Source organism: Streptomyces poonensis, assembly GCF_014650915.1.
GTDB lineage: Bacteria > Actinomycetota > Actinomycetes > Streptomycetales > Streptomycetaceae > Streptomyces > Streptomyces poonensis.
This window is the reverse complement of the sequence record NZ_BMVW01000017.1, coordinates 1-25905: the sequence shown is the minus strand read 5'-3', so window position 1 is coordinate 25905 and position 25905 is coordinate 1. Positions and strand designations below refer to the sequence as shown.

The window sequence follows — 25905 nt, the reverse complement described above, 5'->3', positions numbered from 1 at the left end:
CGTGATGGAGCCGGTCGGAAACACCCCCTAATCGGCACGGTCCGCTGCGGGAAAGTCCTCGTAAGCACGCTCGAAGTACTTGGCCATCTGGACGTCCCGGTCCGATATTCGATGACCGATGTCCCATGTCGTGAGGAATACTCGGACGGTACGCCAGACATTCTCCCAGACAGGATGATGGATGGCGATGTCGCAGCCAGGTGCGGTCGCATGCATGAAGGACACCGCATCCTGAAAAGTAAGGAACCGGTATTCTCGGTACAATCCTGTTTGTTCTTGCCCGGATTCCCCGACAGCCGCCGAGGGCCCGCCTGGTCGACGTTGCTGTACACGCCAGTGGCGCAGGCTTCCCTGTAGTGCGACCTTGATCTTCTCCTTGCTCAAGGGGTCGGGCAGCTCGGGGGCGGGACGGGGATAAAGCCCCGTTTCCCCGTCCTTTTCGGCACCTCCCAGCAGCCCGACGAGATGGTTGACGATCCGATCGATATCACCCGCGTCGCGCAGTTCCACGGCCTGGAGCCGCGCGAGCGACGCAATGGGGACAGGGAGCGCTTCGGCCGGAGGCATCGCGGCGCCACGAACCAGAACCGGGAGGACGTTTTTATTCGATGCCAATGACTCCGCTATCTCCAGCCGAACCCAGTCGTCCTCCTGGTCGATGCGCCGCCGGGACCATTCGTCAGCCGCAACGACCCAATGCGGACCGATTACCACGATCACGGCCGATGCGCTGTCCAGTGCCCGTCGGATTCGGTCAGGCCATACAGCCCCTGGTGGAATAGCGTAATCGTCCAGGAAAACAGCCGCGCCGCCCAGCCGATCACTCAGCCTGGCTTGGAGCAACCATGCCTCAGCGGCACCGTCCTCCCTGCGGTAGCTGACGAAGATTTTTTCCATCTTTGCCCCCGATTATCCGCCCAGCAATGCTAGTCCGGGCACCGCTGCGGAGCCACCGTCCGGCCCGCCGGCGCCCCTGATGCGGGGGCTCGCGCACGAGCGCCCTCCCTGGCCGTCCTCGGCCGTGGAAGGGCGCTCGACAATGACCAACGACGACATCTGCCGACAGGGCAGCAGCAGGTCAGGACGCTGATCGCGCAGGCGGCCGCGGGTCACGGCCGCCGGTGGTCAGTTGTGGCTGTGCAGAACCTCGTTCAGGCCGCCCCAGACCGCGTTGTTCGGGCGGGCCTCGACGGCGCCGGTGACCGAGTTGCGGCGGAAGAGGATGTTCGAGGCGCCGGACAGCTCGCGGGCCTTGACGATCTCACCGTCGGGCATCGTCACCCGGGTGCCGGCCGTCACGTACAGACCGGCCTCCACCACACACTCGTCGCCCAGCGCGATGCCGACGCCCGCCTCGGCGCCGATCAGGCAGCGCTCGCCGATGGAGATGATGACGTTGCCGCCGCCGGACAGGGTGCCCATGGTGGAGGCACCGCCGCCGATGTCCGAGCCGTCGCCGATGACGACGCCCGCGGAGATGCGGCCCTCGACCATCGAGGTGCCGAGCGTGCCCGCGTTGAAGTTCACGAAGCCCTCGTGCATGACCGTGGTGCCCTCGGCGAGGTGGGCGCCGAGGCGGACCCGGTCGGCGTCGGCGATGCGGACGCCCTTGGGGGCCACGTAGTCCGTCATCCGCGGGAACTTGTCGACCGAGGTCACCTGGAGGTGCAGCCCCTCGGCGCGGGCGTTCAGCCGGACCTTCTCCAGGTCGTCGACGGCGACCGGGCCGAGCGAGGTCCAGGCGACGTTGGCGAGGTGGCCGAAGATCCCGTCGAGGCTCTGGCCGTGCGGCTGCACCAGGCGGTGCGAGAGCAGGTGCAGGCGCAGGTAGACGTCGTGCGCGTCGACCGGCTTCTCGTCGAGCGAGGCGATGACCGTACGCACCGCGACGACCTCGACGCCCCGGCGGGCGTCCGGGCCGATCGCCTTGGCGGCGCCCTCACCGAGCAGTTCCACGGCCTTCTCGGCGGACAGCCGCTCCGTACCGGACGGGCCGGGCCCGTCGGTCAGCTCGGGAGCGGGGAACCAGGTGTCGAGAACGGTGCCGTCGGCGGCGATCGTGGCGAGGCCGGCGGCCACGGCGCCGGTGGTGCGAGGAACAGTCGTGTCGGTCATGAGGGCAACCTAACCGGCCGGGGGCCCCGCAGGCCAACCGGTCCCGGCGTACGGACCGGACCGTCACCGGACCACCCTCACAGCCCGGCTCCCTCGTCGGTAAGAACGCGACTCAGCGCCGTACGGACCTCCTCCCGGTCGTACGGCCGCCCGGTCAGCAGGCACTGCAGCAGCACCCCGTCGACGAGCGCGACCACGGCCCGCGCGGTCGCCTCGTCGGCCACATACGGCCGCAGCACCCGCGTCATCGCGTCCAGGTACTCCGCGGCGACCGGCCGGACCGCCTCGCGCCGCAGCGCCGCCAGGTACAGCTCGTACTCCAGCTCCAGGCGCGCCCGGTCCCCGGCCAGCCACCTCCCGAGCAGCCGCGCCAGCTCGTCCGCGAGCGCCGCCTCCCCCGGCAGGCCCCGTCGCGCCAGCCGTTCAATGCCTGCCACCCACTCGGCGCTGACCTGCCGCAACGCGGCGACCACGAGCTCGTCGAGCGTCTTGAAGTGGTACGTCGTCGAGCCCAGCGGTACGTCCGCCGCAGCGGCCACGGAGCGGTGGCTCAGCCCGGCGAGCCCCTTGTCGGACACCACGCGGACGGCCGCGTCGATGATCCGGCGGCGCCGTCCGGGGTCGTGGCGGCGGGGCATCAGTGCGCGCCTCCCAGGTTCAGCACCACCACGCCGAGGATGATCAGCGCGATACCGGCCACCTTCGCGGCGGTCAGTCCCTCGCCGAAGAGGACCAGTCCGATCACCGCGATCGTCGCGGTGCCGACCCCGGACCAGATCGCGTACGCCGTACCGATCGACATGCTCTTCAGGGCCTGGGCGAGCAGGTAGAAGGAGACGAGGTACCCGAGAGCGGTCAGCAGCGAGGGCCACAGCCTGCTGAAGCCCTCGCTGTACTTCAGGGCGGTCGTGGCGACCACCTCGGCGGCGATGGCCCCGGCGAGCAGCAGATATCCCATGCGTACGAGCGTAGATATCGCTGTGTACGCCCGTACGCATCAGCACGCGCCCGTGTGCCTGCTTCAGCACGCGCCCGTGTGCATGCATCAGCACGTACGGGATGTCACTCGACGAGCGACTTCTTCGGACTCAGGACGCAGAACTCGTTGCCCTCGGGGTCGGCGAGCACCACCCAGGACACGTCGTCGCCCTGCCCCACGTCCGCGTGCCGGGCCCCGAGGGCGAGGATGCGCTCCACCTCGGCCTCCTGGTCGTCCGGTGCGAGATCGATGTGCAGCCGGTTGTGGGCGGTCTTGCGCTCGCCCTCGGCGACGAAGCACAGGCCCGGGTAGGCGTGCTCGTCGGCACCGACGACGATCTCGTCGTCGGACTCGTACAGCACCCGCCAGTCCAGGACCTGGCACCAGAAGCGGGCCAGCGCGGGCATGTCGTGGGCGGGCACGACGATGGAGTAGAAGGAAACGGCCATGGGCCGCAGTGTCACCCGCTCGTGCGGCCTCCGCACCCCATTTTCGGCAGCGGCGCCCCGGCACAGCGTCCCCGGGCGTCAGGCCCGCAACTCCGGCACCTCCGTCAGCCGGCAGTCGACGGGCCCGGACTCCCGCGTCCTGGTCATCGTCCGGTCGAGCAGGCGCCGTCTGGCGTGGGCGGCGCGGCGCATCAGCTGCACCCGGCGGTAGCGCAGCAGCTCGGCGGGGTCCGGGCGGACGGCTCCGGCGAGCTCGTAGCCGTGCCGGGCCAGCCGCTCGCCGAGCACCGCCTCGCACAGCCGGATCTGGTCGACGGTCAGCCGCTGTCTCCAGCTTCCCGCGCGCGAGGAGTCCAGCGCCCCGTGGGTGCGCCGGTGCCAGGTCTTGCGGGCGGGTACGGCGATCCCGGCGACGCGGTGCGGCTCGAGCGTCTCCGGGGCGTACTCCTCCCCCAGGAAGCCGCAGAGCGCTCGGAGGCTGCGCTCGGGGTCGGCCACGAGGTCCTCGAAGTGCAGCTCGTGCCAGCTCCCGGGGCCCGGTGCGCGGGCGTGGCGGCGGGTGGTATCCATCACCTGTGCCCAGGTGGCCACGGCCTCGTGGAAGCCGCGGTGCCACCAGGGCATCCCGAGCAGCGAGGCCACGCAGTCCCGGCCGTCGCGGACGAGGTGGACGAACTGTGCGTCGGGGAAGAGCCGCAGGATCTCCGGCACGTACAGGGCGTACGCGGGCCGCTTGTCGCCCCAGCGGGCCTTGCCGTGCTCCTCGGCGTACGACCTCAGCGCGATGCCCAGTGCGGAGCCGAGCGTCGGCGGTCCCGCCACGATGCGCTCGGCCACCCGGCCCGCGTCCACTCCCAGCTCCTGGAACCGGGTCTCCTTGCGCTCGGTGATCCACTCGGCGAGGGCGGCCCGGTTCGCGTGCTCCCGCAGGTCGCCGAAGGAGAGCCGGTGCTCGTATGCGGGAAGGACGAACCGGGTTTCGGGCGGCAGCGCGATCCGGGGGTGGGCGTGGAGCATCAGCTGGAGGAGGGTGGTGCCGGAGCGGGGACAGCCGAGGACGAAGACGGGTCGTGCGGAGGTGATCACTCCGCCACGCTGCCGCGGGCCGATGATGGCGCGCTGGGAGTGCGCTGTGAGCAGCATGTGAATGACGAACGGCGGCACCCCACAGGGTGCCGCCGTTCGTCACATCACGTCTCAGACGTTGAACCCCAGCGCCCGCAGCTGCTCGCGGCCATCGTCCGTGATCTTGTCGGGGCCCCACGGCGGCATCCAGACCCAGTTGATGCGCAACTCGCTGACCAGGCCGTCCGTGGCGGACTTCGCCTGGTCCTCGATCACGTCCGTCAGCGGGCAGGCCGCCGACGTCAGGGTCATGTCGACGGTCGCGATGTTCGCGTCGTCGACGTGGATGCCGTAGATCAGGCCGAGGTTGACGACGTCGATGCCCAGCTCGGGGTCGACGACGTCCATCAGGGCCTCGCGGAGTTCCTCCTCGGAGGCCGGCTTCATCTCTACGGTCTCGCTCATGCCGTCTTCCTTTCGGCGTCGGCCGCACCCAGGGCCTGGGCCGTCGCGTCCTTCCATGCCATCCAGCTCAGGAGGGCGCACTTCACGCGGGCCGGGTACTTGGAGACCCCGGCGAACGCGACCGCGTCCTCCAGGACCTCCTCCATCGCGTCGTCGGGCTCCAGCTTGCCCTTCGACTGCATCAGCTCCAGGAAGGTCTCCTGGATCTTCTGGGCGTCGGCCAGTTCCTTGCCGACCAGGAGCTCGTTCAGCACGGAGGCCGAGGCCTGGCTGATGGAGCAGCCCTGGCCCTCGTACGAGACGTCGCTGATCGTGGTGCCGTCGTACTTCACGCGCAGCGTGATCTCGTCGCCGCACGTCGGGTTCACGTGGTGCACCTCGGCGTCGCCATCCCGCAAGCCCCGCCCGTGCGGGTTCTTGTAGTGGTCCAGGATGACGTCCTGGTACATCGAATCCAGCTTCACCGTTTAAGCACGCCCCTCAGCCGAAGAAGTTCCGTACGTGCTCCAGCCCCTCGACCAGTGCGTCGACCTCGGCGGGCGTGGAGTACAGATAGAACGACGCCCGCGTGGTCGCAGGAATTCCGTAGCGGAGGCAGACGGGCCGGGCACAGTGATGACCGACACGTACCGCGATGCCCTGCTCGTCGAGGACCTGGCCCACGTCGTGCGGGTGGATGTCGCCGAGCGTGAAGGAGATCGCCGCACCGCGGTCCTCGGCCGTGCTGGGGCCGATGATGCGCAGGTCGGGTACCTGGGTGAGCTTCTTCACCGCGTATTCGGTGATGGCGTGCTCATGGGCGAGGATCTTGTCCATGCCGATGGACGACAGGTAGTCGATCGCCGCCCCGAGGCCGACCGCCTGGGCGATCGGCGGGGTGCCCGCCTCGAACTTGTGGGGCGCCGGGGCGTACGTCGAGGAGTGCATCGACACCGTCTCGATCATCTCGCCGCCGCCCAGGAACGGAGGCAGGTCCTCCAGCAGCTCCTGGCGGCCCCACAGCACGCCGATGCCGGTCGGGCCGCACATCTTGTGGCCGGTGAAGGCCACGAAGTCGGCCTGGAGGGCCTGTACGTCCAGCGGCATGTGCGGCGCGGCCTGCGAGGCGTCGATCAGGACCAGGGCCCCGACCTCCTGCGCGCGGCGCACGATGGCCTCGACGGGGTTCAGGGTGCCCAGGATGTTCGACACCAGCACGAAGGAGACGATCTTCGTCTTCTCCGTGATGACCTCGTCGATGTTGGAGAGGTCCAGGCGGCCGTCGTCGGTGAGACCGAACCACTTCAGCTTCGCGCCCGTGCGCTGCGACAGCAGCTGCCACGGGACGATGTTGGAGTGGTGCTCCATCTCCGTGATGACTATCTCGGTGTCGTGGTCCACCCGGTAGGGCTCGTCGGCCCAGCCGAGCATGTTGGCCACGAGGTTGAGGGACTCCGAGGCGTTCTTGGTGAAGATCACCTCGTCGCGGCTGGGCGCGTTGATGAACGCGGCCACCTTGTCGCGCGCGCCCTCGTACAGTGCCGTGGCCTCCTCGGCCAGCACGTGCACGCCGCGGTGGACGTTGGCGTTGTGCTGTTCGTAGTACTCGTCGAGGACGTCGATGACCTGGCGCGGGGTCTGCGAGGTCGCGGCGTTGTCCAGGTAGACGAGCTTCTTGCCGTCGTGCAGAACGCGATCGAGGATCGGGAAGTCCTTGCGGATCGCCTCGGTGTCGAGGAGGCCCGGCAGCTGTGTCACGCGGATGCGCCACCCTTCGTGTACGCCTCGTAGCCCTCGGCCTCCAGCTTGTCGGCCAGCTCGGGACCGCCGGACTCGACGATCTTGCCGTTGGCGAAGACGTGGACGTGGTCGGGCTTGATGTAGCGCAGGATGCGCGTGTAGTGCGTGATCAGCAGGGTGCCGACCTCGCCGGTCTCGCGGACGCGGTTGACGCCCTCGGAGACAATGCGCAGCGCGTCGACGTCCAGGCCGGAGTCGGTCTCGTCGAGAATCGCCATCTTCGGCTTGAGCAGCTCGAGCTGGAGGATCTCGTGGCGCTTCTTCTCACCGCCGGAGAAGCCCTCGTTGACGTTGCGCTCGGCGAAGGACGGGTCCATGTTGAGGCGCTCCATGGCCTCCTTGACCTCCTTCACCCAGGTGCGCAGCTTGGGGGCCTCGCCGCGGATGGCGGTGGCGGAGGTGCGCAGGAAGTTGGAGACCGAGACGCCGGGGACCTCGACCGGGTACTGCATGGCGAGGAACAGGCCGGCGCGGGCGCGCTCGTCCACGGACATCTCGATGACGTCCTCGCCGTCGAGGGTGACGGTGCCGCCGGTGATCGTGTACTTCGGGTGACCCGCGAGGGAGTAGGCGAGGGTCGACTTGCCCGAGCCGTTGGGGCCCATGATGGCGTGCGTCTCGCCCTGCTTCACGGTGAGGTCGACGCCCTTGAGGATCTCCTTCGTGGCGTTGTCGGCCTCGACGGTGACGTGCAGGTCTCGGATTTCAAGCGTAGCCATGGGTGCCTCAGGACTCCTGGGTGAGGGAGGCGCGTACGTCAACAAAGACGCTGCCCCCTTCGATCTTTACGGGGTATACGGGGACGGGGCGCGTCGCGGGAAGGCCGGACGGCTTGCCGGTGCGGAGGTCGAAGGCGGAGCCGTGCAGCCAGCACTCGATCTGGCAGTCCTCCACCTCGCCCTCGGAGAGCGAGACGTTCGCGTGCGAGCAGATGTCGTTGATCGCGAACACCTCGCCCTCGGTACGGACGACCGCGACCGGCGTGCCGTCGAGTTCCACCCGCTTCGGGGTGTCCTCCTCCAGCTCACTCAGTGCGCACGCGCGTACGAAGGTGGTCATGCGACCGCTGCCTCCAGCTCCTCGTCGATCTTGGCGAGCAGGCGCTCCTCGATGTCCGCGACGCCGATCTGCTGGACCAGCTCGGCGAAGAAGCCACGGACGACCAGGCGGCGCGCCTCGTACTCCGGGATGCCGCGGGCCATCAGGTAGAACAGCTGCTCGTCGTCGAAGCGGCCGGTGGCGGACGCGTGGCCGGCGCCGACGATCTCGCCGGTCTCGATCTCCAGGTTCGGGACCGAGTCGACGCGCGCGCCGTCCGTGAGGACGAGGTTGCGGTTCATCTCGTAGGTGTCGGTGCCCTCGGCCTTGGCCTCGATGAGCACGTCACCGATCCACACGGCGTGCGCGTTGTCGCCCTGGAGCGCGCCCTTGTAGACGACGTTCGACTTGCAGTGCGGCTCGTCGTGGTCGACCAGGAGGCGGTGCTCCTGGTGCTGGCCCTTGTCGGTGAAGTACAGGCCGAACAGCTCGGCCTCGCCGCCGGTGCCCGCGTAGTTCACGCGCGGGTGCAGGCGGACGACGTCACCGCCGAAGGTCACGACGACCGACTTGAAGCTGGCGTCGCGGCCGACGAGCGCGTTGTGCTGGGCGACGTGCACGGCCTTGTCGTCCCAGTCCTGGACGGAGACGACGGTCAGCTTGGCGCCGTCACCGAGGACGTAGTCGACGTTGGCGGCGAGCACCGCGTCACCGGTGTGGTCGATGACGACCACGGCCTCGGCGAAGGCGCCGAGCTCGACGACCGTGTGGCCGAAGGCGGTGCCGCCCTCGCCGTGCACGGCGATACGGATCGGCTCGGTGAGCGCGGTCTCCTTGGGCACGGTCACGACCGAGGCCTGCTCGAAGGCGGAGTACGCCTGGGCGGCGATACGGTCCACCGGGGTGCCCGCCTTGCCGAGCCGGGCGTCGTCGCGGCCGACGGCCTCGACGGTGACGCCTTCGGGGGCCTGGACGTCGACCTTCACACCGGTGCCGGTGGCGACGGCGGTGCCGTCGTGCAGCCCGCGCAGGCGCTCCAGCGGGGTGAACCGCCACTCCTCCTCGCGGCCGTTCGGGACCGGGAAGTCCGCGACGTCGAAGGACGGGGGAGCGCTCATGCGCGTGGCGACGGTCGAGTCGGCCTCCGCCGCCACCGCGATGGCGCCGGCGGTGGTGCTCCCCACCGGGATGTTCTGGGCCTCAGCCATGGCTGTCGTTCTGCTCTCTTCCTACGTCAAGTCAGTTGTGATCGGGCGGCCCGCCCGCACGGGGGGCGGGCCGTCACTGCCGGGGAGCGGCGGTCGTCAGCCGACCGCGCCCTCCATCTGCAGCTCGATCAGCCGGTTGAGCTCCAGCGCGTACTCCATGGGCAGCTCCTTGGCGATCGGCTCGACGAAGCCGCGCACGATCATCGCCATCGCCTCGTCCTCGGAGAGACCGCGGCTCATCAGGTAGAAGAGCTGGTCCTCGGAGACCTTGGAGACGGTCGCCTCGTGGCCCATGGACACGTCGTCCTCGCGGACGTCCACGTAGGGGTACGTGTCCGAGCGGGAGATGGTGTCGACGAGCAGCGCGTCGCACAGCACGTTCGACTTGGCGCCCGGGGCGCCCTCGCCGATCTCGATCAGACCGCGGTAGGAGGTGCGGCCACCACCGCGCGCCACCGACTTGGAGACGATGTTGGAGGAGGTGTTCGGGGCCATGTGGACCATCTTGGCGCCGGCGTCCTGGTGCTGGCCCTCGCCCGCGAAGGCGATGGACAGGGTCTCGCCCTTGGCGTGCTCGCCCATCAGGTAGACGGCCGGGTACTTCATCGTCACCTTGGAGCCGATGTTGCCGTCGATCCACTCCATGGTCGCGCCCTCGTACGCCACGGCGCGCTTGGTGACCAGGTTGTAGACGTTGTTCGACCAGTTCTGGATGGTCGTGTAACGGCAGCGGGCGTTCTTCTTGACGATGATCTCGACGACCGCGGAGTGCAGCGAGTCCGACTTGTAGATCGGCGCGGTGCAGCCCTCGACGTAGTGCACGTAGGCACCCTCGTCGACGATGATCAGGGTCCGCTCGAACTGGCCCATGTTCTCGGTGTTGATGCGGAAGTAGGCCTGGAGCGGGATCTCCACGTGCACGTTCTTCGGCACGTAGATGAAGGAGCCGCCGGACCACACGGCGGTGTTCAGCGCGGCGAACTTGTTGTCACCGGCCGGGATGACCGTGCCGAAGTACTCCTTGAAGAGCTCCGGGTGCTCCTTCAGCGCGGTGTCCGTGTCGAGGAAGATGACGCCCTGCTCCTCCAGGTCCTCGCGGATCTGGTGGTAGACGACCTCGGACTCGTACTGCGCGGCGACACCGGCGACGAGGCGCTGCTTCTCCGCCTCCGGGATGCCGAGCTTGTCGTACGTGTTCTTGATGTCCTCGGGCAGGTCCTCCCAGGACTGGGCCTGCTTCTCCGTGGACCGCACGAAGTACTTGATGTTGTCGAAGTCGATGCCCGACAGGTCGGAGCCCCAGTTCGGCATGGGCTTCTTCTCGAAGAGCTTCAGGCCCTTGAGGCGGAGCTTGGTCATCCACTCGGGCTCGGACTTCTTCGAGGAGATGTCCTTGACGACGTCCTCGTTCAGGCCGCGCTTCGCTGCGGCACCGGCCTCGTCGGAGTCGGCCCAGCCGTATTCGTACTTGCCCAGACCCTCGAGCTCAGGGTGGGCAGTCTCCGTGGGGAGAGTCATGCGGGGTTCCTCCCGGCCGTGCTTGCAGATGTGTTGTGAGTGGTCTTGGAAGTCTTCTTCGTCGCGGCGGTCCGTGAGACCTCCGCGGCGGTGCGCAGCGCCTTGGCACTCTGGGCGGCCTTGGCGCTGTGCGACGCCTTGGGGATGAACGTCGTGCAGACGCCGTCGCCGTGCGCGATCGTCGCCAGCCGCTGGACATGTGTCCCGAGCAGCTGGGAGAAGATCTCGGTCTCCGCCTCGCAGAGCTGCGGGAACTGTTCGGCGACGTGGGCGACCGGGCAGTGGTGCTGGCAGAGCTGCTCGCCCGCCTGCGGGAGCGGCGCGCTGCGCGCCGTAGCAGCGTACCCGTCCGCGCTCAGCGCCTTGGCCAGGGCTTCGGTCCGCTGTTCGGGCGGTACCTGCTCCATCGCCGCGCGGTACGCCTCCGCCTGGGCGGCGATCCGCGCGCGGGCGAACGCGACGACCGCCTCGTCCCCGCCCGCGTGCTCGGCGATCCAGCGCAGCGCGTCGGCGGCGAGCTTGTCGTAGGACTGGTCGAAGGCGTCCCGGCCGCAGTCGGTCAGGGCGAACACCTTGGCCGGCCGGCCACGCGTCCGCGCGCCATAGACTCGCTGCTCACGGGGCTGTACGACATCGTCGGCGACCAGTGCGTCGAGATGCCGCCGGACGGCCGCCTGGGTCAGCCCGAGGCGTCCGGCGAGGTCGGCGACGGTCGACGGCCCGTGGTCCAGGATGGACCGCGCGACCCGGTTGCGCGTCGAGCGCTCACCGGTCGCGAACTCCTCCTGAGGGGCCCCCGTGGGGGTCTCCCGAGCCTCGCCGACGTTTTTCACAACGCCATTGTTGCGTAATTCCTCAGAGCCCGGCAAGCCACGTCCGGTCCGCCCGACGGTGCGGTACGTCACTTAGGCATACCTAATCTGACCTGCGGAAACGATCTTTGATCGATCAATTCGCTGGTGCCTCCGACGAGCTTCCGGAAGACTCCCCTTTCATGGCGACACCCCCTCCCACCGGCCCACTCGTCACTCGTGACGCACTCGCCGCGGACCTGCGCTCCCTCGGCGTCCGCCCCGGTGAGACCCTGCTGGTCCACTCGTCCCTCAGCGCGCTCGGCTGGGTCAACGGCGGCGCGGTCGCCGTCGTCCAGGCCCTGCTGGATGCCCTCGGCCCGGACGGCACCCTGGTGGTCCCCACCCAGAGCAACGACCTCTCCGACCCGGCACTGTGGGGCAATCCGCCAGTGCCCGAGGAGTGGTGGGAGACCATCCGGGCGACCATGCCCGCGTACGACCCGCTGATCACGCCCACGCGCGGGGTCGGCGTCGTCCCGGAGACGGTACGGAACTGGCCCGGCGCCCTGCGCAGCGCACACCCGGAGACGTCGTTCGCGGCGCTCGGCCCGGATGCCGCCCCGATCCTCGACGGGCACGCGCCCGACTGCCGCCTCGGCGAACGCAGCCCGCTGGCCCGGCTGGAGGAGCGGGGCGCGCGGGTCCTGCTGCTGGGCGCGGGCTACGACGCCTGCACCGCCTTCCATCTCGCCGAGTACCGCATCCCGGCCCCGCTGGCCGAGGTGGGACGCCCGGCACCCGGGGGCGGCTGGCAGACGGTGACCGAGGTGTCGATCACCGCCGACCGGTTCGACGAGCTCGGCCACGACTTCGAGCGGGACCGTCCCGTCGTACGGGGAAAGGCCGGAGCGGCGGACGCGCGGCTGTTCCCGGTGGCCGACGCGGTGGCGTACGCGGAGCGGTGGCTGGCCCTGCACCGCCCCCGTGAGGAGGACGTCGCCGCCCCCGCCCGGCCCGCCCCGCCGCCGCGTCCCTAGACTTGGCGCCCATGCGAAGTGAGCCCGTGGTCCAGGTCCAGGCCCTGGTGAAGCGGTACGGAACCAAGACCGCGGTGGACGGCCTCGACCTGGTGGCCCAGGCGGGCGTCACCGCCGTCCTCGGCCCCAACGGAGCGGGCAAGACCACCACGGTCGAGACCTGCGAGGGCTACCGGAGACCCGACTCGGGCACGGTGCGCGTGCTGGGCCTCGACCCGGTGCGCCAGGCCCGTGAGCTGCGCCCCCGCATCGGGGTGATGCTCCAGTCCGGCGGTGTCTACTCCGGCGCCCGCGCCGACGAGATGCTCCGCCACACGGCGAAGCTGCACGCGCACCCGCTGGACGTGGACGCGCTGATCGAACGGCTCGGCCTCGGCTCCTGCGGCCGCACCACCTACCGCCGGCTCTCCGGCGGCCAGCAGCAGCGCCTCGCCCTCGCGATGGCCGTGGTGGGCCGGCCGGAACTGGTCTTCCTCGACGAGCCCACCGCGGGCCTCGACCCGCAGGCGCGCCGGTCCACCTGGGACCTCGTGCGCGAGCTGCGCGCGGACGGCGTGTCCGTCATCCTCACCACCCACCACATGGACGAGGCCGAGCAGCTCGCCGACGACGTGGCGATCATCGACGCGGGCCGCGTCATCGCCCAGGGCTCGCCCGAGGAGCTGTGCCGCGGCGGCGCCGAGAACACCCTGCGCTTCACCGGCCGCCCCGGCCTCGACGTGGGCTCGCTGCTGAAGGCGCTCCCCTCCGACACCGCGGCCGCCGAGCTGACGCCGGGCGTCTACCGGGTGAGCGGCAAGATCGACCCCCAGCTCCTCGCGACCGTCACGTCCTGGTGCGCCCAGCACGGCGTGATGCCGGACGGCATCTCGGTGGAGCGGCACACGCTCGAGGACGTCTTCCTGGAGCTCACCGGCAAGGAGCTGCGCTCATGACCACCGCCGGCGGTACCTACACCCCCAGGCCGGGTGCCGCGCCCCTGCCCCGCATGATCGCGGCGCAGGCGGCGCTGGAGACGAAGATGCTGCTGCGCAACGGCGAGCAGCTGCTCCTCACCGTGATCATCCCAACGCTGCTGCTCGTGCTGTTCGGCTCGGTGGACATCGTGGACACGGGCGAGGGGAAGGCGGTCGACTTCCTCGCCCCGGGCATCCTCGCCCTCGCGGTGATGTCGACCGCGTTCACGGGCCAGGCCATCGCGACGGGCTTCGAGCGCCGCTACGGCGTCCTCAAGCGCCTCGCCGCCTCGCCGCTCCCCCGCTGGGGCCTGATGACCGCGAAGACGATATCCGTGCTGGTCACGGAGATCCTCCAGGTCGTCCTGGTCACGGTGATCGCCTTCGCGATGGGCTGGTCCCCGCAGGGCAACCCCTTCGCCGTCCTGCTCCTGCTGGTCCTCGGCACGGCCGCCTTCTCCGGGCTCGGCCTGCTGATGGCGGGCACCCTGAAAGCGGAGGCCACGCTGGCGGCCGCCAACCTGGTCTTCCTGCTGCTGCTCGTGGGCGGCGGGGTGGTCGTACCGCTGGACAAGTTCCCGGACGCGGCGCAGTCCGTGCTGGGGCTGCTGCCGATCTCGGCCCTGTCGGACGGGCTGCGGGACGTCCTGCAGCACGGCGCCGGGATGCCGTGGGGTGACCTCGGGATCCTGGCCGTGTGGGCGGTGCTGGGGCTGGGGGCGGCGGCGCGGTTCTTCCGCTGGGAGTAGCCGGGTGGCGGCGGGCCCGGTACGGCCGAGTCCCGCCCCCTCGTGAATCGGTGCACAAGCGTGCGCCTACCATGGTGCCCGTGCCAAACGTGACCCGCGCAGACGCGACGGCTGCCCTGCGCAACCCCCTCGCCTACATCGCCGCACGCTGGACCCCGGATCCCCGGACGGTCCGGCGGGCGGCCCTCGCCGCGCTCGTCATGTCGGTGGTCATCGTGGTCACCGGCGGCGCCGTGCGGCTCACCGGTTCGGGCCTCGGCTGCCCGACCTGGCCGAAGTGCACCGAGGACTCGCTGACCAACACCCATGAGATGGGCATGCACGGTGTCATCGAGTTCGGCAACCGCATGCTGACGTACGTGCTGTGCGCCGCCGTCGGCTGGGCGATCATCGCCGCGCGCTCGGAGAAGCCGTGGCGGCGCGATCTGACGCGGCTGGGCTGGGCGCAGTTCTGGGTCGTGATGGGCAACGCGATCCTCGGCGGCATCGTCGTCCTGGTCGGCCTCAACCCGTACACGGTCGCCGCTCACTTCCTGCTCTCCACCGCGCTGATCGCCGTGGCCACCCTGATGTGGCAGCGCACGCGCGAGGGCTCCGGGGCGCCGCGCCCGCTGGTCGGCAAGTCGGTGCAGCAGCTGGTGTGGTTCCTGGTGGCCGCGACCGTCCTGCTGATCGCCGTCGGCACCGTCGTCACGGGCGCGGGTCCCCACGCGGGCGACTCCAGCGACGTACCGCGCATGCCGGTGGACTGGGAGGCCGTGAGCAAGCTGCACGCGGTGCTCGCCTGGATCGTGGTGACGCTGACGTTCGCGCTGTGGTTCGTGCTGAAGGCGGTGGACGCGCCGAGGGGGCCGCTGGCGCGGACGCGGGATTTGTTCATCGTGTTGTTGTGCCAGGGCGCGGTGGGCTACATCCAGTACTTCACGGATCTTCCCGAGCTTCTGGTCGGCGCCCACATGCTTGGCTCGTGCCTTGTGTGGATCGCCACGCTGCGGGTGCTGCTCTCGCTGAGGGAGCGTCCCGTCGGAGACCCGGATGTCCGGGTTCCGTCCTCGGCTGATCAGCTCGCGTCTGCCTCGAGCTGACGGAAGGCGTGCGCCGCACGGGGCGGGGAGCAACTCGCTCAAGGCGCGATCGGGTACGTCCAGTAGGGACCACCCCCGCAGGCGACGCACGCCTCCTGCCTCAACGAGCCGCGCGGGTCTCGGTCACCCTTTCAGCCCGTACACCCGCCGCGCGTTCTCCGAAGCGATCATCCCCGCCACGCGCTGCGCGTCGGTGAGCGACCACGCGCCCTCGGCCACCCAGGTCCCCAACACCCGCGCCAGCGCCTCCCGGAACAGCCGCGCCCCCACCACGTGCAGCTCGGGCAGGCCCCGGGCGCCGCTGGAGAAGATCAGCTTGCCGAAGGGGGCCAGCTCCAGGACCTCGGCGAGGACGGCCGCAGCCCGTGCGCCCGTACGGACGAGCACGGCGCCCAGATCGGCGTACACATGCGGGAAGACCCCGGCGAGATGGGCCGCGTGGCGGTGGTACGGGTAGCCGTGCAGCAGGACGAGGTCGGTGCCGAGGCCCGCCGTGGCGCGGGCGAAGTCGGTGAGCAGGACCGGGTCCGTACGGTCGATACGCAGGCCCGGCTCGCTCTCGCCGAGTCCGGCGTGCAGTTGCAGGGGGCGCCCGGAGGCCACGGCGATCCACAGCAGATGCCGCAGCAGCACCTGGTCCGTGAGCGTGCCGCCGACCGGCCGGTCCGCGAGCCAGCGGCCGGCCGCGCCCCGCACCTCCCCCGGTCCGGGCGGCTCGGGAGCCAGCGCCAGCCCGTGCCGTACGCCCGCCAGCGAGGTGAAGGCGACCGCGTTCACGGCCGCGCCGTGCACCGACTCGGCGAGGTTGGCGAGGAAGGACTCGACCGTGCCGGAGGTGTCGGCGACCTGTTCGGCGAGGAGCTCCAGCCGGATGATCTCGTGGGCCTCGGCCGTGCCCGCGGCGGCCAGCTCGCCGGGTCCGGTGAGGTCGCCGGGCAGTCCCGTGTCGACGAGGTACGTCGTGATGCCACTGCCCCGCAGCAGCCGCCGGCCGGCCTCCGGGACGCCCAGCTCACGGCGGCGGGCGAGGTAGCGGGCGGGCGGGCAGTGCGGTTCCAGGCCGAGCAGGGGCGGGCACCAGCGGCGCACCGCGAAGCCGGTCTGGGTGTCGAAGAAGGTGGTGCCGGGCGCGGGCGGGCCCTCGCCGCGGGCGAGGTGGGCCTCGAAGGTTCCCAGGCCCAGCTCCGTGCGCAGCACTCCATGGCAGTACTGGTCCACCAGGGACGGCGTTTCGATCATCCGGGTCTCCCGTGACTGGACCGTGTCTCCACACGTCCTAACGGGTGAACCGGGCACCAGGTGTTGCTGTCACCCGGCCCGTACGGACGACCGAGGGGTGCCGGTCGTCCGGTGGCGCACACGGCTCCCGGGGGCGTACGCGGGCGCCCGGGGCGTCACGCAAGCCGTCCGTCCCCCGACGTTCCCGGACATCGTCCGAGGTCAGCCGTTGCTGGGGCCGCCCACCTGGATGCCCGCCATCCGCGACCACTCGTACGGGCCGGTCCGCACCTTGGCCGCGAAGTCGCCGTCGAATTCCTCGTGCACGGTGATCCCGGCCTTCCGCACCGCCTCCTCGGCGAGGGCGTGGGCGGGGGCCACCAGGTCCCCCCAGGCGCCGTCCTCACCGACGAGCACGATGCGGGCGCCGCGCTGCCCGAGGTACTCGACGTGGCCCTCGGCCCCGCCGTGCTCCTTGGCGAACGCGGAGATCCGCTGGGCGAGCTTGGCGGCCTTCCGCTCGGCCCGGGCGTCCTGGGCGGTGCCGGTGGTCTCGTCAACCTGCTGGGTGTCTGCCATGGCCAGGATGCTACCGACGGGTAGATCAAACGGCGACGGGCGGGGTGCGTGGCCTTGGCCACGCACCCCGCCCGTCAGCGGTCCGGGAGAACCGCTCAGCGCAGGAACGGATCCACCGCCACCGCCACGAACAGCAGTGACACATAGGTGATGGACCAGTGGAACAGGCGCATCTCCTTGAGCTTCCCGCCAGTCACGCCGCCCTTGGCGCGGTTCTGGAGGGCGTGCGCCTCCCACAGCCACCAGCCGCCCGCCGCCAGGGCGACAGCGGTGTAGAACCAGCCCGTGTAGCCCAGCGGCGTCAGCAGCAGCGAGACGGCCACCATCACCCAGCTGTAGATCACGATCTGCCGGGCGACCACCTTGTTGGAGGCGATGACCGGCAGCATCGGCACGCCCACGCGCGCGTAGTCGTCCTTCACCTTCATCGACAGCGGCCAGTAGTGCGGCGGCGTCCAGAAGAAGATGACCAGGAAGAGGATGACGGCGGCCCAGGACATGGAGTTGGTGACGGCCGACCAGCCGATCAGCACCGGCATACAGCCCGCGATGCCACCCCACACGATGTTCTGCGCCGTACGCCGCTTCAGGATCATCGTGTAGACGACGACGTAGAAGAGGAGTGCGCCGAGCGAGAGCCACGCGGACAGCCAGTTGACGAGCAGCCCGAACCAGAGGGTGGAGATCACCGCGAGGGAGATGCCGAAGACCAGGCCCTCACGCGGAGTGACCATGCCCGTGACGAGCGGCCGCTGCGCGGTGCGCTCCATGAGGGCGTCGATGTCGCGGTCGATGTACATGTTGAGCGCGTTGGCGCCGCCCGCGGAGAGGTATCCGCCCACACATGTCGCCAGCACCAGCCACAGGTCCGGAACACCCTGTTCCGCCAGGAACATCACCGGAACCGTGGTGATCAGCAGCAGCTCGATGATCCGCGGCTTGGTGAGCGCCACGAACGCTTTCACGCGGGCCCCGAACGGCCGCTGACCCCGGTTGCTAGCGCTGTTCGCCCCGAGCACACCCGGTGGACGGGATTCGACGGCCGTCACGCACACCCCTGACAGAGACATCCCAGCAAGCCTCCGGCTGTGAACTCCCGGTAAAGGCTCGCGCGTACCACGCCACTGTAGACGTTGCCCAGAGCGAGCCCTTCAGAGGGGTGGGGTCGTGTTGGGAGGTGCCGCGCGAAGGGCGCAGCGGGGATGAATCCGGCGCACACGGAGAGCCACATTCCGCTCGATCGGGCACACGCGACAAGAGCTGGATGCCGCTCGATCGAGCACGTGCCGCAAGAGCCGGACTTCGCTCGATCGAGCACTCGATTGAGCAGCCTCCCGAGCGGATGCGTATTCATGTGCCGGACATGGAATTTCATGCTCCCGACCTGCGGAAGCGTCCGGTCGAGAGGCGGATGGGCGACAGTCCCGGCAGTCTGGAATGAAGTCTGGAATGACTCGAAAAGATGCACGTGTTTGCGGGGGTAGGCTCGTCAACGGCCGGTGCCGCCGAGAACACCGGCATTCGACCTGTGGAGAGGAGCCCTGACTCAGGGTGAGCACCAAGCCGACCACATCAGACCTCGCGTGGACCGAGCTGGACCAGCGCGCCGTGGACACCGCCCGTGTCCTCGCCGCCGATGCCGTACAGAAGGTGGGCAACGGCCATCCCGGTACGGCGATGAGCCTCGCGCCGGCCGCGTACACCCTCTTCCAGAAGGTGATGCGCCACGACCCGACCGACACCGACTGGACCGGCCGTGACCGTTTCGTCCTGTCCGCGGGCCACTCGTCCCTGACCCTCTACACCCAGCTGTACCTGGGCGGCTTCGGCCTGGAGCTGGAGGACCTGGAGTCCTTCCGCACCCACGGCTCCAAGACGCCGGGTCACCCGGAGTACGGGCACACCAAGGGCGTCGAGACCACCACCGGCCCGCTGGGCCAGGGTGTCGCCAACGCGGTGGGCATGGCCATGGCCGCCCGCTACGAGCGCGGCCTGTTCGACCCGGAGGCCCCGGCGGGCGAGTCCCCGTTCGACCACCACGTCTTCGTGATCGCCGGTGACGGCTGCCTCCAGGAGGGCATCTCCGCCGAGGCGTCCTCGCTGGCCGGGCACCAGAAGCTCGGCAACCTGATCATGCTGTGGGACGACAACCACATCTCGATCGAGGGCGACACCGAGACCGCGGTCTCCGAGGACACCGTCAAGCGGTACGAGGCGTACGGCTGGCACGTGCAGCGTGTGGAGCCCGCCGAGGACGGCGACATCGACGTCCGTGCCCTGTACGCGGCGATCGAGGCCGCGAAGGCCGTGACGGACCGCCCGTCGTTCATCGCGATGCGCACGATCATCGCCTGGCCGGCCCCGAACGCGCAGAACACCGAGGCCGCGCACGGCTCGGCGCTGGGCGAGGAGGAGGTCGCGGCCACCAAGCGCGTCCTCGGCTTCGACCCGGAGAAGCACTTCGAGGTCTCCGACGAGGTCATCGCGCACACCCGCGCGCTGGCCGAGCGCGGCCGTGAGGAGCGCGCCGCGTGGGACAAGAAGTTCCAGGAGTGGCGTGACGCCAACCCGGAGCGGGCCGCCGAGTTCGACCGGATCGCCAAGGGCGAGCTGCCCGCGGGCTGGGAGGAGAAGCTCCCGGTCTTCGAGCCGGGCAAGGGTGTCGCCACCCGTGCCGCGTCCGGCAAGGTCCTCCAGGCGCTCGGCGCGGTGATCCCCGAGCTGTGGGGCGGCTCCGCCGACCTCGCCGGCTCGAACAACACCACGATCGACAAGACGAGCTCCTTCCTGCCCGAGGGCAACCCCCTCCCGGAGGCGAGCCCGTACGGCCGTACGATCCACTTCGGTATCCGCGAGCACTCCATGGCCGCGGAGATGAACGGCATCGCGCTGCACGGCAACACCCGCATCTACGGCGGCACCTTCCTGGTGTTCTCCGACTACATGCGCAACGCCGTCCGCCTGTCCGCGCTGATGCACCTGCCGGTGACGTACGTGTGGACGCACGACTCCATCGGCCTCGGCGAGGACGGCCCGACGCACCAGCCGGTCGAGCACCTGGCCTCGCTGCGCGCGATCCCGGGCCTGAACGTGGTCCGCCCGGCCGACGCCAACGAGACCGCCATCGCCTGGCGCGAGATCCTCAAGCGCTGGACCAAGGAGTACGGCAAGGGCGCCCCACACGGTCTGGCGCTGTCCCGTCAGGGGCTGCCGACCTACGAGCCGAACGAGGACACGGCGCGCGGCGGTTACGTGCTGTTCGAGGCCGACGGCGGCGAGCCGCAGGTCGTCCTGATCGCCACCGGTTCCGAGGTGCACGTGGCCGTCGAGGCGCGCGAGCAGCTGCAGGCCGACGGTGTGCCCACGCGCGTGGTGTCCATGCCGTCCGTGGAGTGGTTCGAGGAGCAGGACCAGGGGTACCGGGACAGCGTTCTGCCGCCGTCGGTCAAGGCGCGCGTCGCGGTCGAGGCGGGTATTGGGCTGACCTGGCACAAGTACGTCGGGGACGCCGGCCGCATCGTTTCGCTCGAGCACTTCGGCGCTTCGGCCGACGGCAAGGTGCTGTTCCGCGAGTTCGGTTTCACTGCCGAGAACGTGGCCGCCGTCGCCCGGGAATCCCTCGCGGCCGCCCAGCGCTGACGCTCATATACGACACGTAGGAGATGTAATTTCCATGACAGACGCACTGAAGCGCCTTTCCGACGAGGGCGTCGCGATCTGGCTGGACGACCTGTCGCGCAAGCGGATCACGTCCGGCAACCTCGCCGAACTGATCGACCAGCAGCACGTCGTGGGCGTCACCACCAACCCGTCGATCTTCCAGAAGGCGATCTCCGAGGGTCACGGTTACGACCAGCAGGTCTCCGACCTGGCCTTCCGCAAGGTCACCGTCGAAGAGGCGATCCGCATGATCACCACGGCGGACGTCCGGGACGCCGCCGACATCATGCGCCCGCTCTTCGACTCGACGAACGGCCAGGACGGCCGGGTCTCGATCGAGGTGGACCCGCGTCTGGCGCACAACACCAAGGCGACCGTCGCCGAGGCCAAGCAGCTGGCCTGGCTGGTGGACCGTCCGAACACGCTCATCAAGATCCCGGCCACCCTGGCGGGTCTCCCGGCGATCACCGAGGTCATCGGCCTCGGCATCAGCGTCAACGTCACGCTGATCTTCTCGCTGGAGCGTTACCGCGCGGTCATGGACGCCTACCTCGCGGGCCTGGAGAAGGCCAAGGAGCGCGGCCTGGACCTGTCGAAGATCCACTCGGTGGCGTCCTTCTTCGTGTCCCGCGTGGACACCGAGATCGACAAGCGGATCGACGCGCTCGGCACCGACGAGGCCAAGGCCCTGCGCGGCAAGGCCGGCCTCGCCAACGCGCGCCTCGCCTACCAGGCGTACGAGGAGGTCTTCTCCTCCGACCGCTGGCAGGCGCTGGAGAAGGCGGGCGCCAACAAGCAGCGTCCGCTGTGGGCCTCCACCGGTGTGAAGGACCCCGCGTACAAGAAGACGCTCTACGTCGACGAGCTGGTCGCGCCGAACACGGTGAACACCATGCCGGAGGCCACCCTCTTCGCCACTGAGGAGAGCGGCGACATCCGGGGCAACACCATCGCCGGCACCTACGAGCAGTCCCGCACCGAGCTGGACGCGCTGACGAAGATCGGCATCTCGTACGACGAGGTCGTCGAGCTGCTGGAGAAGGAGGGCGTCGAGAAGTTCGAGGCCTCCTGGAACGACCTGCTGGAGTCGACCAAGGCGGAGCTCGAGCGCCTCGCTCCCTCGGAGGGCTGACACCTTGTCGAGCAGCAATCCGCTGCGTGACGCCGCGGACCGACGGCTCCCGCGTATCGCGGGGCCGTCGGGCCTGGTCATCTTCGGCGTCACCGGCGACTTGTCACGTAAAAAGCTGATGCCTGCCGTGTACGACCTCGCCAACCGCGGATTGCTGCCCCCGGGCTTCTCGCTCGTCGGGTTCGCCCGCCGGGAGTGGGAGCACGAGGACTTCGCCCAGGAGGTGCACGAGGCCGTCAAGGAGCACGCCCGCACCCCCTTCCGCGAGGAGGTCTGGCAGCAGCTCATCCAGGGCATGCGCTTCGTGCAGGGCACGTTCGACGACGACGACGCGTTCGTGCGGCTGCGCCAGACGATCGAGGAGCTGGACCAGGCCCAGGGAACCGGCGGTAACTTCGCCTTCTACCTCTCCGTACCGCCGTCCGCCTTCCCCGTGGTCATCCGGCAGCTGAAGAAGCACGGCCTGGCCGACCAGACGAAGGACTCCTGGCGCCGCGCGGTCATCGAGAAGCCCTTCGGTCACGACCTGAAGTCGGCCGAGGAACTCAACGGGCTCGTCCACGAGGTCTTCGCCCCCGACCAGGTCTTCCGTATCGACCACTACCTGGGCAAGGAGACCGTCCAGAACATCCTGGCGCTGCGCTTCGCCAACCAGATGTTCGAGCCGATATGGAACCGGTCCTTCGTGGACCATGTCCAGATCACGATGGCCGAGGACATCGGCATCGGCGGCCGCGCCGGCTACTACGACGGCATCGGCGCCGCCCGCGACGTCATCCAGAACCACCTCCTCCAGCTCCTCGCCCTCACCGCGATGGAGGAGCCCTCCTCTTTCGACGCCGACGCGCTCGCCGCCGAGAAGACCAAGGTGCTCGGCGCGGTCCGGCTGCCGAAGGACCTCGGCCGCGACACCGTGCGCGCCCAGTACTCGGCCGGCTGGCAGGGCGGCGCCAAGGTCATCGGCTATCTGGAGGAAGAGGGCATCGACCAGGAGTCGGGGACCGACACCTACGCCGCGATCAAGGTGGGCATCGACAACCGCCGCTGGGCGGGCGTCCCCTTCTACCTGCGCACCGGCAAGCGGCTCGGCCGCCGCGTGACCGAGATCGCGGTCGTCTTCCAGCGCGCCCCGCACTCCCCCTTCGACACCACCGCCACCGAGGAACTGGGCTCCAACGCGATCGTCATCCGCGTCCAGCCCGACGAGGGCATCACGGTCCGCTTCGGCTCCAAGGTGCCCGGCACCTCCATGGAGATCCGGGACGTGTCCATGGACTTCGCGTACGGCGAGTCGTTCACCGAGTCCAGCCCGGAGGCGTACGAGCGGCTCATCCTCGACGTCCTGCTCGGCGACTCGAACCTCTTCCCGCGCACCGAGGAGGTCGAGCTGTCCTGGAAGATCCTCGACCCGATCGAGGAGTACTGGGACACCCACGGCCGCCCCGCCCAGTACCCGGCGGGCACCTGGGGCCCCGCCGAGGCGGACGAAATGCTCGAACGAGACGGACGGAGCTGGCGCCGGCCATGAAGATCGACCTCACGGACACCACGGCCGGAAAGGTCAACAAGGCGCTCGTCCAGGGCCGCCGCGCCATCGGCACGCCCGCCGTCGGCATGGTGCTCACCCTGGTCATCGTCACCGACGAGGAGAACGCCTACGACGCCCTGAAGGCCGCCAACGACGCCTCCCGCGAGCACCCCTCGCGCACGCTCGTGGTCATCAAGCGCGTCTCCCGCTCCCCGCGCGGCCGCACGCAGTCGCGGCTGGACGCCGAGGTCCGGGTGGGCGCCGACGCGGGCACCGGAGAGACGGTCGTGCTGCGGCTGTACGGCGAGGTGTCCGACCACGCCCAGTCGGTGGTCCTGCCACTGCTGCTGCCGGACGCCCCCGTGGTCGTCTGGTGGCCGGTGAACGCGCCGCTCGACCCGGCGAAGGACCCGCTCGGCGCCCTCGCCCAGCGAAGAGTCACCGACACCTATGCCGCCGAGCACCCGGTGCGCGAGCTCGCCGCCCGCGCCGACGCCTACACCCCCGGTGACACGGACCTGTCGTGGACCCGCATCACGCCCTGGCGCTCGATGCTGGCCGCGGCCCTGGACCAGGTCACCTGCGAGGTGGAGGCGGTCGAGGTGGAGGGCGAGGAGTTCAACCCGAGCTGCGAGCTGCTCGCCATGTGGCTCGCGGACCGGCTGAAGGTCCCGGTGCAGCGCTCGCAGTCCTCCGGTCCCGGTCTCACCGCGGTACGGATGTCCACGTCCTGCGGTCCGATCACGCTGGACCGCGCGGACGGCTCCCTCGCGACCCTGTCGATCGAGGGCCAGCCCGCCCGGGCGGTCGCGCTGAAGCGCCGCGAGACGTCGGAGCTGATCGCCGAGGAGCTGCGCCGGCTGGACCCGGACGACACGTACGCGGCCGCGCTGCGGTACGGGGTGGGGCGGCTGGCCGCTCCCCGGGCCGACGAGGCCGCCGCGTCCGGCGGGTCCGCGGCGGCGGTGAATCCCGAGGTCGGGACTTTGGCGCGGGCCGCCAAGAAGACGGCGGCACCGGCTGCCGCGAAGGTGGAAGCGGAGCCTGCGGCCCCGGCGTCCGATCCGGCCGCCGCGGACGCGACCGAGGCGGCCGAGGCGGTGGAGTCGGCACCGTCCGCGGAACCGGCTCCGAAGCCGACGGCACCCGAGGCGTCCTCTCCTGCTCCGGCCGAGCAGGCGGCGGCCAAGGCCCCGGCCAAGAAGAGCGCGGCCAAGACCACGGCCAAGAAGACCACGTCGAGGAAGGCGGCCGCCAAGTGAGCACTCCCCAGCTGGTCGTCCACCGCGACAAGGAGCTGATGGCGCAGGCCGCCGCGGCCCGGCTGATCACGAAGATCGTGGACGCGCAGGCCTCGCGCGGCTCCGCCTCGGTCGTCCTCACCGGTGGCCGCAACGGCAACGGCCTGCTGGCCGCGCTGGCCGCCGCCCCCGCCCGGGACGCCGTCGACTGGAGCCGGCTCGACCTGTGGTGGGGCGACGAGCGGTTCCTGCCCGAGGGCGACCCCGACCGCAACGTCACCCAGGCCCGCGAGGCCCTCCTGGACTCCGTACCGCTGGACCCGAAGCGCGTGCACGCCATGCCCGCCTCCGACGGTCCGTACGGGAACGACGCGGACGCGGCGGCGGAGGCGTACGCGGAGGAGCTGGTGCGGGCCGCGGGCCCGGAGAACCACTCCGCGGTGCCGGCGTTCGACGTGCTGATGCTGGGCGTCGGCCCGGACACGCACGTGGCGTCGCTCTTCCCGGAGCTGCCCGCGGTGCGGGAGACCGAGCGGACGGTGGTCGGTGTGCACGGCGCCCCGAAGCCGCCGCCGACCCGGATCACCCTCACCCTGCCGGCGATCCGCTCGGCGCGTGAGGTGTGGCTGCTCGCCGCCGGCGAGGACAAGGCCAACGCCGTAGCGATGGCCCTGTCGGGCGCGGGCGAGGTACAGGCCCCGGCCGCGGGCGCGTACGGGCGCTCCCGGACGCTGTGGCTGCTGGACGCCGCGGCGGCCGCACAGCTGCCTCGGTCGCTGTATCCGCCGGCGTCTCCCTGACGGACACGGGTCGCACGGACCCTGCACGGTGCGGCGGAGGGCGTCCCGAAGGGACGCCCTCCGCCGTTTCCGTCTGGTTCCCGTCTACTTGCCGTGCCCGCGCAGCTCCCGGTACTTCGCGACCAGCACCTTCGAGGACTCGTCCAGGCCCGGCACCTCGGCGCCTTCGGTGAGGGCGGGTTCGACGCGCTTGGCGAGGACCTTGCCGAGCTCGACGCCCCACTGGTCGAAGGAGTCGATGTTCCAGATCGCGCCCTGTACGAACACCTTGTGCTCGTACAGCGCGACCAGCTGGCCCAGCACCGACGGGGTCAGCTGCGGGGCCAGGATCGTGGTGGTGGGCCGGTTGCCGCGGAACGTCTTGTGCGCCACCAGCTCCTCGGCCACGCCCTCGGCGCGCACCTCGTCGGCGGTCTTGCCGAAGGCCAGGGCCTGGGTCTGGGCGAAGAAGTTGGCCATCAGCAGGTCGTGCTGGGCGGCCGGCTCGGCGCCCAGCTCGTCCACCGGGCG

27 protein-coding genes are annotated in these 25905 nt (G+C 70.2%); 9 read left to right on the top strand and 18 right to left on the bottom strand.

Going from position 1 to position 25905, the window contains the following annotated elements; translation table 11 throughout:
• Positions 1-27: 27 nt before the first annotated feature.
• The 14 genes from IE242_RS30665 to IE242_RS30600 form a co-directional block, all read right to left on the bottom strand.
• Positions 28-897 carry a 4a-hydroxytetrahydrobiopterin dehydratase gene (locus IE242_RS30665; RefSeq protein ID WP_189865099.1) on the bottom strand — a complete coding sequence of 290 codons (870 nt, stop codon included), beginning with the start codon at positions 895-897 and terminating at the stop codon, positions 28-30.
• Between the two features lie 228 nt (positions 898-1125).
• Positions 1126-2115, bottom strand: coding sequence for a 2,3,4,5-tetrahydropyridine-2,6-dicarboxylate N-succinyltransferase (gene dapD, locus IE242_RS30660; RefSeq protein ID WP_189865097.1), 990 nt, complete (start codon positions 2113-2115; stop codon positions 1126-1128).
• Between the two features lie 77 nt (positions 2116-2192).
• On the bottom strand, positions 2193-2753 hold the full coding sequence (locus tag IE242_RS30655; RefSeq protein ID WP_189865096.1) for a TetR/AcrR family transcriptional regulator: 561 nt from the start codon (positions 2751-2753) through the stop codon (positions 2193-2195).
• Entirely contained in the window at positions 2753-3073 is a 321-nt protein-coding gene (locus tag IE242_RS30650; protein WP_189865094.1) for a DMT family transporter, read from the bottom strand. The genes IE242_RS30655 and IE242_RS30650 overlap by 1 nt, the downstream gene beginning before the upstream one ends.
• 104 nt (positions 3074-3177) lie before the next feature.
• Positions 3178-3543, bottom strand: coding sequence for a VOC family protein (locus tag IE242_RS30645; protein ID WP_189865092.1), 366 nt, complete (start codon positions 3541-3543; stop codon positions 3178-3180).
• 78 nt (positions 3544-3621) lie between these two features.
• Positions 3622-4686 carry a sulfotransferase family protein gene (locus IE242_RS30640; protein ID WP_189865090.1) on the bottom strand — a complete coding sequence of 355 codons (1065 nt, stop codon included), beginning with the start codon at positions 4684-4686 and terminating at the stop codon, positions 3622-3624.
• Positions 4687-4740: 54 nt separating this feature from the next.
• A complete protein-coding gene (locus IE242_RS30635) occupies positions 4741-5073 on the bottom strand; it encodes a metal-sulfur cluster assembly factor (protein ID WP_030403776.1) in 333 nt (110 codons plus the stop codon).
• Positions 5070-5537 (bottom strand): Fe-S cluster assembly sulfur transfer protein SufU, encoded by a 468-nt coding sequence (gene sufU / locus IE242_RS30630; protein ID WP_189865088.1) that lies wholly within the window; start codon positions 5535-5537, stop codon positions 5070-5072. Before sufU ends, IE242_RS30635 begins: the two co-directional genes overlap by 4 nt.
• A 16-nt stretch (positions 5538-5553) precedes the next feature.
• On the bottom strand, positions 5554-6810 hold the full coding sequence (locus tag IE242_RS30625; protein WP_189865086.1) for a cysteine desulfurase: 1257 nt from the start codon (positions 6808-6810) through the stop codon (positions 5554-5556).
• Positions 6807-7571 carry a Fe-S cluster assembly ATPase SufC gene (gene sufC, locus IE242_RS30620; protein WP_030578082.1) on the bottom strand — a complete coding sequence of 255 codons (765 nt, stop codon included), beginning with the start codon at positions 7569-7571 and terminating at the stop codon, positions 6807-6809. The genes IE242_RS30625 and sufC overlap by 4 nt, the downstream gene beginning before the upstream one ends.
• Before the next feature lie 7 nt (positions 7572-7578).
• The gene (locus tag IE242_RS30615; protein WP_030578080.1) at positions 7579-7911 is read right to left on the bottom strand and encodes a bifunctional 3-phenylpropionate/cinnamic acid dioxygenase ferredoxin subunit; all 333 of its coding nucleotides are present in this window, start codon (positions 7909-7911) and stop codon (positions 7579-7581) included.
• Positions 7908-9098, bottom strand: coding sequence for a Fe-S cluster assembly protein SufD (sufD, locus tag IE242_RS30610; protein ID WP_030578077.1), 1191 nt, complete (start codon positions 9096-9098; stop codon positions 7908-7910). The genes IE242_RS30615 and sufD overlap by 4 nt, the downstream gene beginning before the upstream one ends.
• A 96-nt stretch (positions 9099-9194) precedes the next feature.
• On the bottom strand, positions 9195-10616 hold the full coding sequence (gene sufB, locus IE242_RS30605) for a Fe-S cluster assembly protein SufB (protein WP_030578074.1): 1422 nt from the start codon (positions 10614-10616) through the stop codon (positions 9195-9197).
• Positions 10613-11449, bottom strand: coding sequence for a helix-turn-helix transcriptional regulator (locus tag IE242_RS30600; RefSeq protein ID WP_189865084.1), 837 nt, complete (start codon positions 11447-11449; stop codon positions 10613-10615). The genes sufB and IE242_RS30600 overlap by 4 nt, the downstream gene beginning before the upstream one ends.
• A gap of 161 nt (positions 11450-11610) precedes the next feature.
• On the opposite strand from IE242_RS30600, the gene IE242_RS30595 reads away from it, so the two are divergent.
• The 4 genes from IE242_RS30595 to IE242_RS30580 all read left to right on the top strand — a co-directional run bounded on the left by IE242_RS30595 (position 11611) and on the right by IE242_RS30580 (position 15237).
• Positions 11611-12447 (top strand): AAC(3) family N-acetyltransferase, encoded by an 837-nt coding sequence (locus IE242_RS30595; RefSeq protein ID WP_189865082.1) that lies wholly within the window; start codon positions 11611-11613, stop codon positions 12445-12447.
• Between the two features lie 11 nt (positions 12448-12458).
• Positions 12459-13382 (top strand): ABC transporter ATP-binding protein, encoded by a 924-nt coding sequence (locus IE242_RS30590; RefSeq protein ID WP_189865080.1) that lies wholly within the window; start codon positions 12459-12461, stop codon positions 13380-13382.
• Positions 13379-14152 (top strand): ABC transporter permease, encoded by a 774-nt coding sequence (locus IE242_RS30585; protein WP_189865079.1) that lies wholly within the window; start codon positions 13379-13381, stop codon positions 14150-14152. Before IE242_RS30590 ends, IE242_RS30585 begins: the two co-directional genes overlap by 4 nt.
• Positions 14153-14223: 71 nt before the next feature.
• Positions 14224-15237: a COX15/CtaA family protein gene (locus IE242_RS30580; RefSeq protein WP_189865076.1), complete on the top strand. Its 1014-nt coding sequence runs from the start codon at positions 14224-14226 to the stop codon at positions 15235-15237.
• A gap of 123 nt (positions 15238-15360) precedes the next feature.
• On the opposite strand, the gene IE242_RS30575 is transcribed toward IE242_RS30580, so the two are convergent.
• From IE242_RS30575 to IE242_RS30565, 3 genes are all read right to left on the bottom strand, one after another.
• Positions 15361-16476 carry an amidohydrolase family protein gene (locus tag IE242_RS30575; RefSeq protein ID WP_189865075.1) on the bottom strand — a complete coding sequence of 372 codons (1116 nt, stop codon included), beginning with the start codon at positions 16474-16476 and terminating at the stop codon, positions 15361-15363.
• Positions 16477-16677: 201 nt separating this feature from the next.
• Positions 16678-17034, bottom strand: a complete 357-nt coding sequence (locus IE242_RS30570) for a hypothetical protein (RefSeq protein ID WP_189865073.1) — start codon at positions 17032-17034, stop codon at positions 16678-16680.
• Between the two features lie 95 nt (positions 17035-17129).
• Complete coding sequence (locus tag IE242_RS30565; protein ID WP_189865071.1) at positions 17130-18083, bottom strand: heme o synthase; 954 nt, start codon at positions 18081-18083, stop codon at positions 17130-17132.
• A gap of 502 nt (positions 18084-18585) precedes the next feature.
• Between IE242_RS30565 and tkt the strand changes: the two genes are divergently transcribed.
• The 5 genes from tkt to pgl are packed head-to-tail and all read left to right on the top strand — an operon-like array spanning position 18586 to position 25395.
• A complete protein-coding gene (gene tkt / locus IE242_RS30560) occupies positions 18586-20673 on the top strand; it encodes a transketolase (RefSeq protein ID WP_189865069.1) in 2088 nt (695 codons plus the stop codon).
• Between the two features lie 34 nt (positions 20674-20707).
• On the top strand, positions 20708-21826 hold the full coding sequence (tal, locus tag IE242_RS30555; protein ID WP_189865067.1) for a transaldolase: 1119 nt from the start codon (positions 20708-20710) through the stop codon (positions 21824-21826).
• A 4-nt stretch (positions 21827-21830) separates the two neighbouring features.
• Entirely contained in the window at positions 21831-23354 is a 1524-nt protein-coding gene (gene zwf, locus IE242_RS30550) for a glucose-6-phosphate dehydrogenase (protein WP_189865065.1), read from the top strand.
• Positions 23351-24616: a glucose-6-phosphate dehydrogenase assembly protein OpcA gene (gene opcA / locus IE242_RS30545; RefSeq protein WP_189865063.1), complete on the top strand. Its 1266-nt coding sequence runs from the start codon at positions 23351-23353 to the stop codon at positions 24614-24616. Before zwf ends, opcA begins: the two co-directional genes overlap by 4 nt.
• The gene (gene pgl / locus IE242_RS30540) at positions 24613-25395 is read left to right on the top strand and encodes a 6-phosphogluconolactonase (RefSeq protein ID WP_189865061.1); all 783 of its coding nucleotides are present in this window, start codon (positions 24613-24615) and stop codon (positions 25393-25395) included. Before opcA ends, pgl begins: the two co-directional genes overlap by 4 nt.
• A gap of 84 nt (positions 25396-25479) precedes the next feature.
• Here pgl and IE242_RS30535 read toward each other — a convergent pair.
• Positions 25480-25905, bottom strand: a 426-nt coding sequence (locus tag IE242_RS30535) for a phosphoglucose isomerase-related protein (protein WP_506417258.1), incomplete at its 5' end; no start/stop codon positions are given.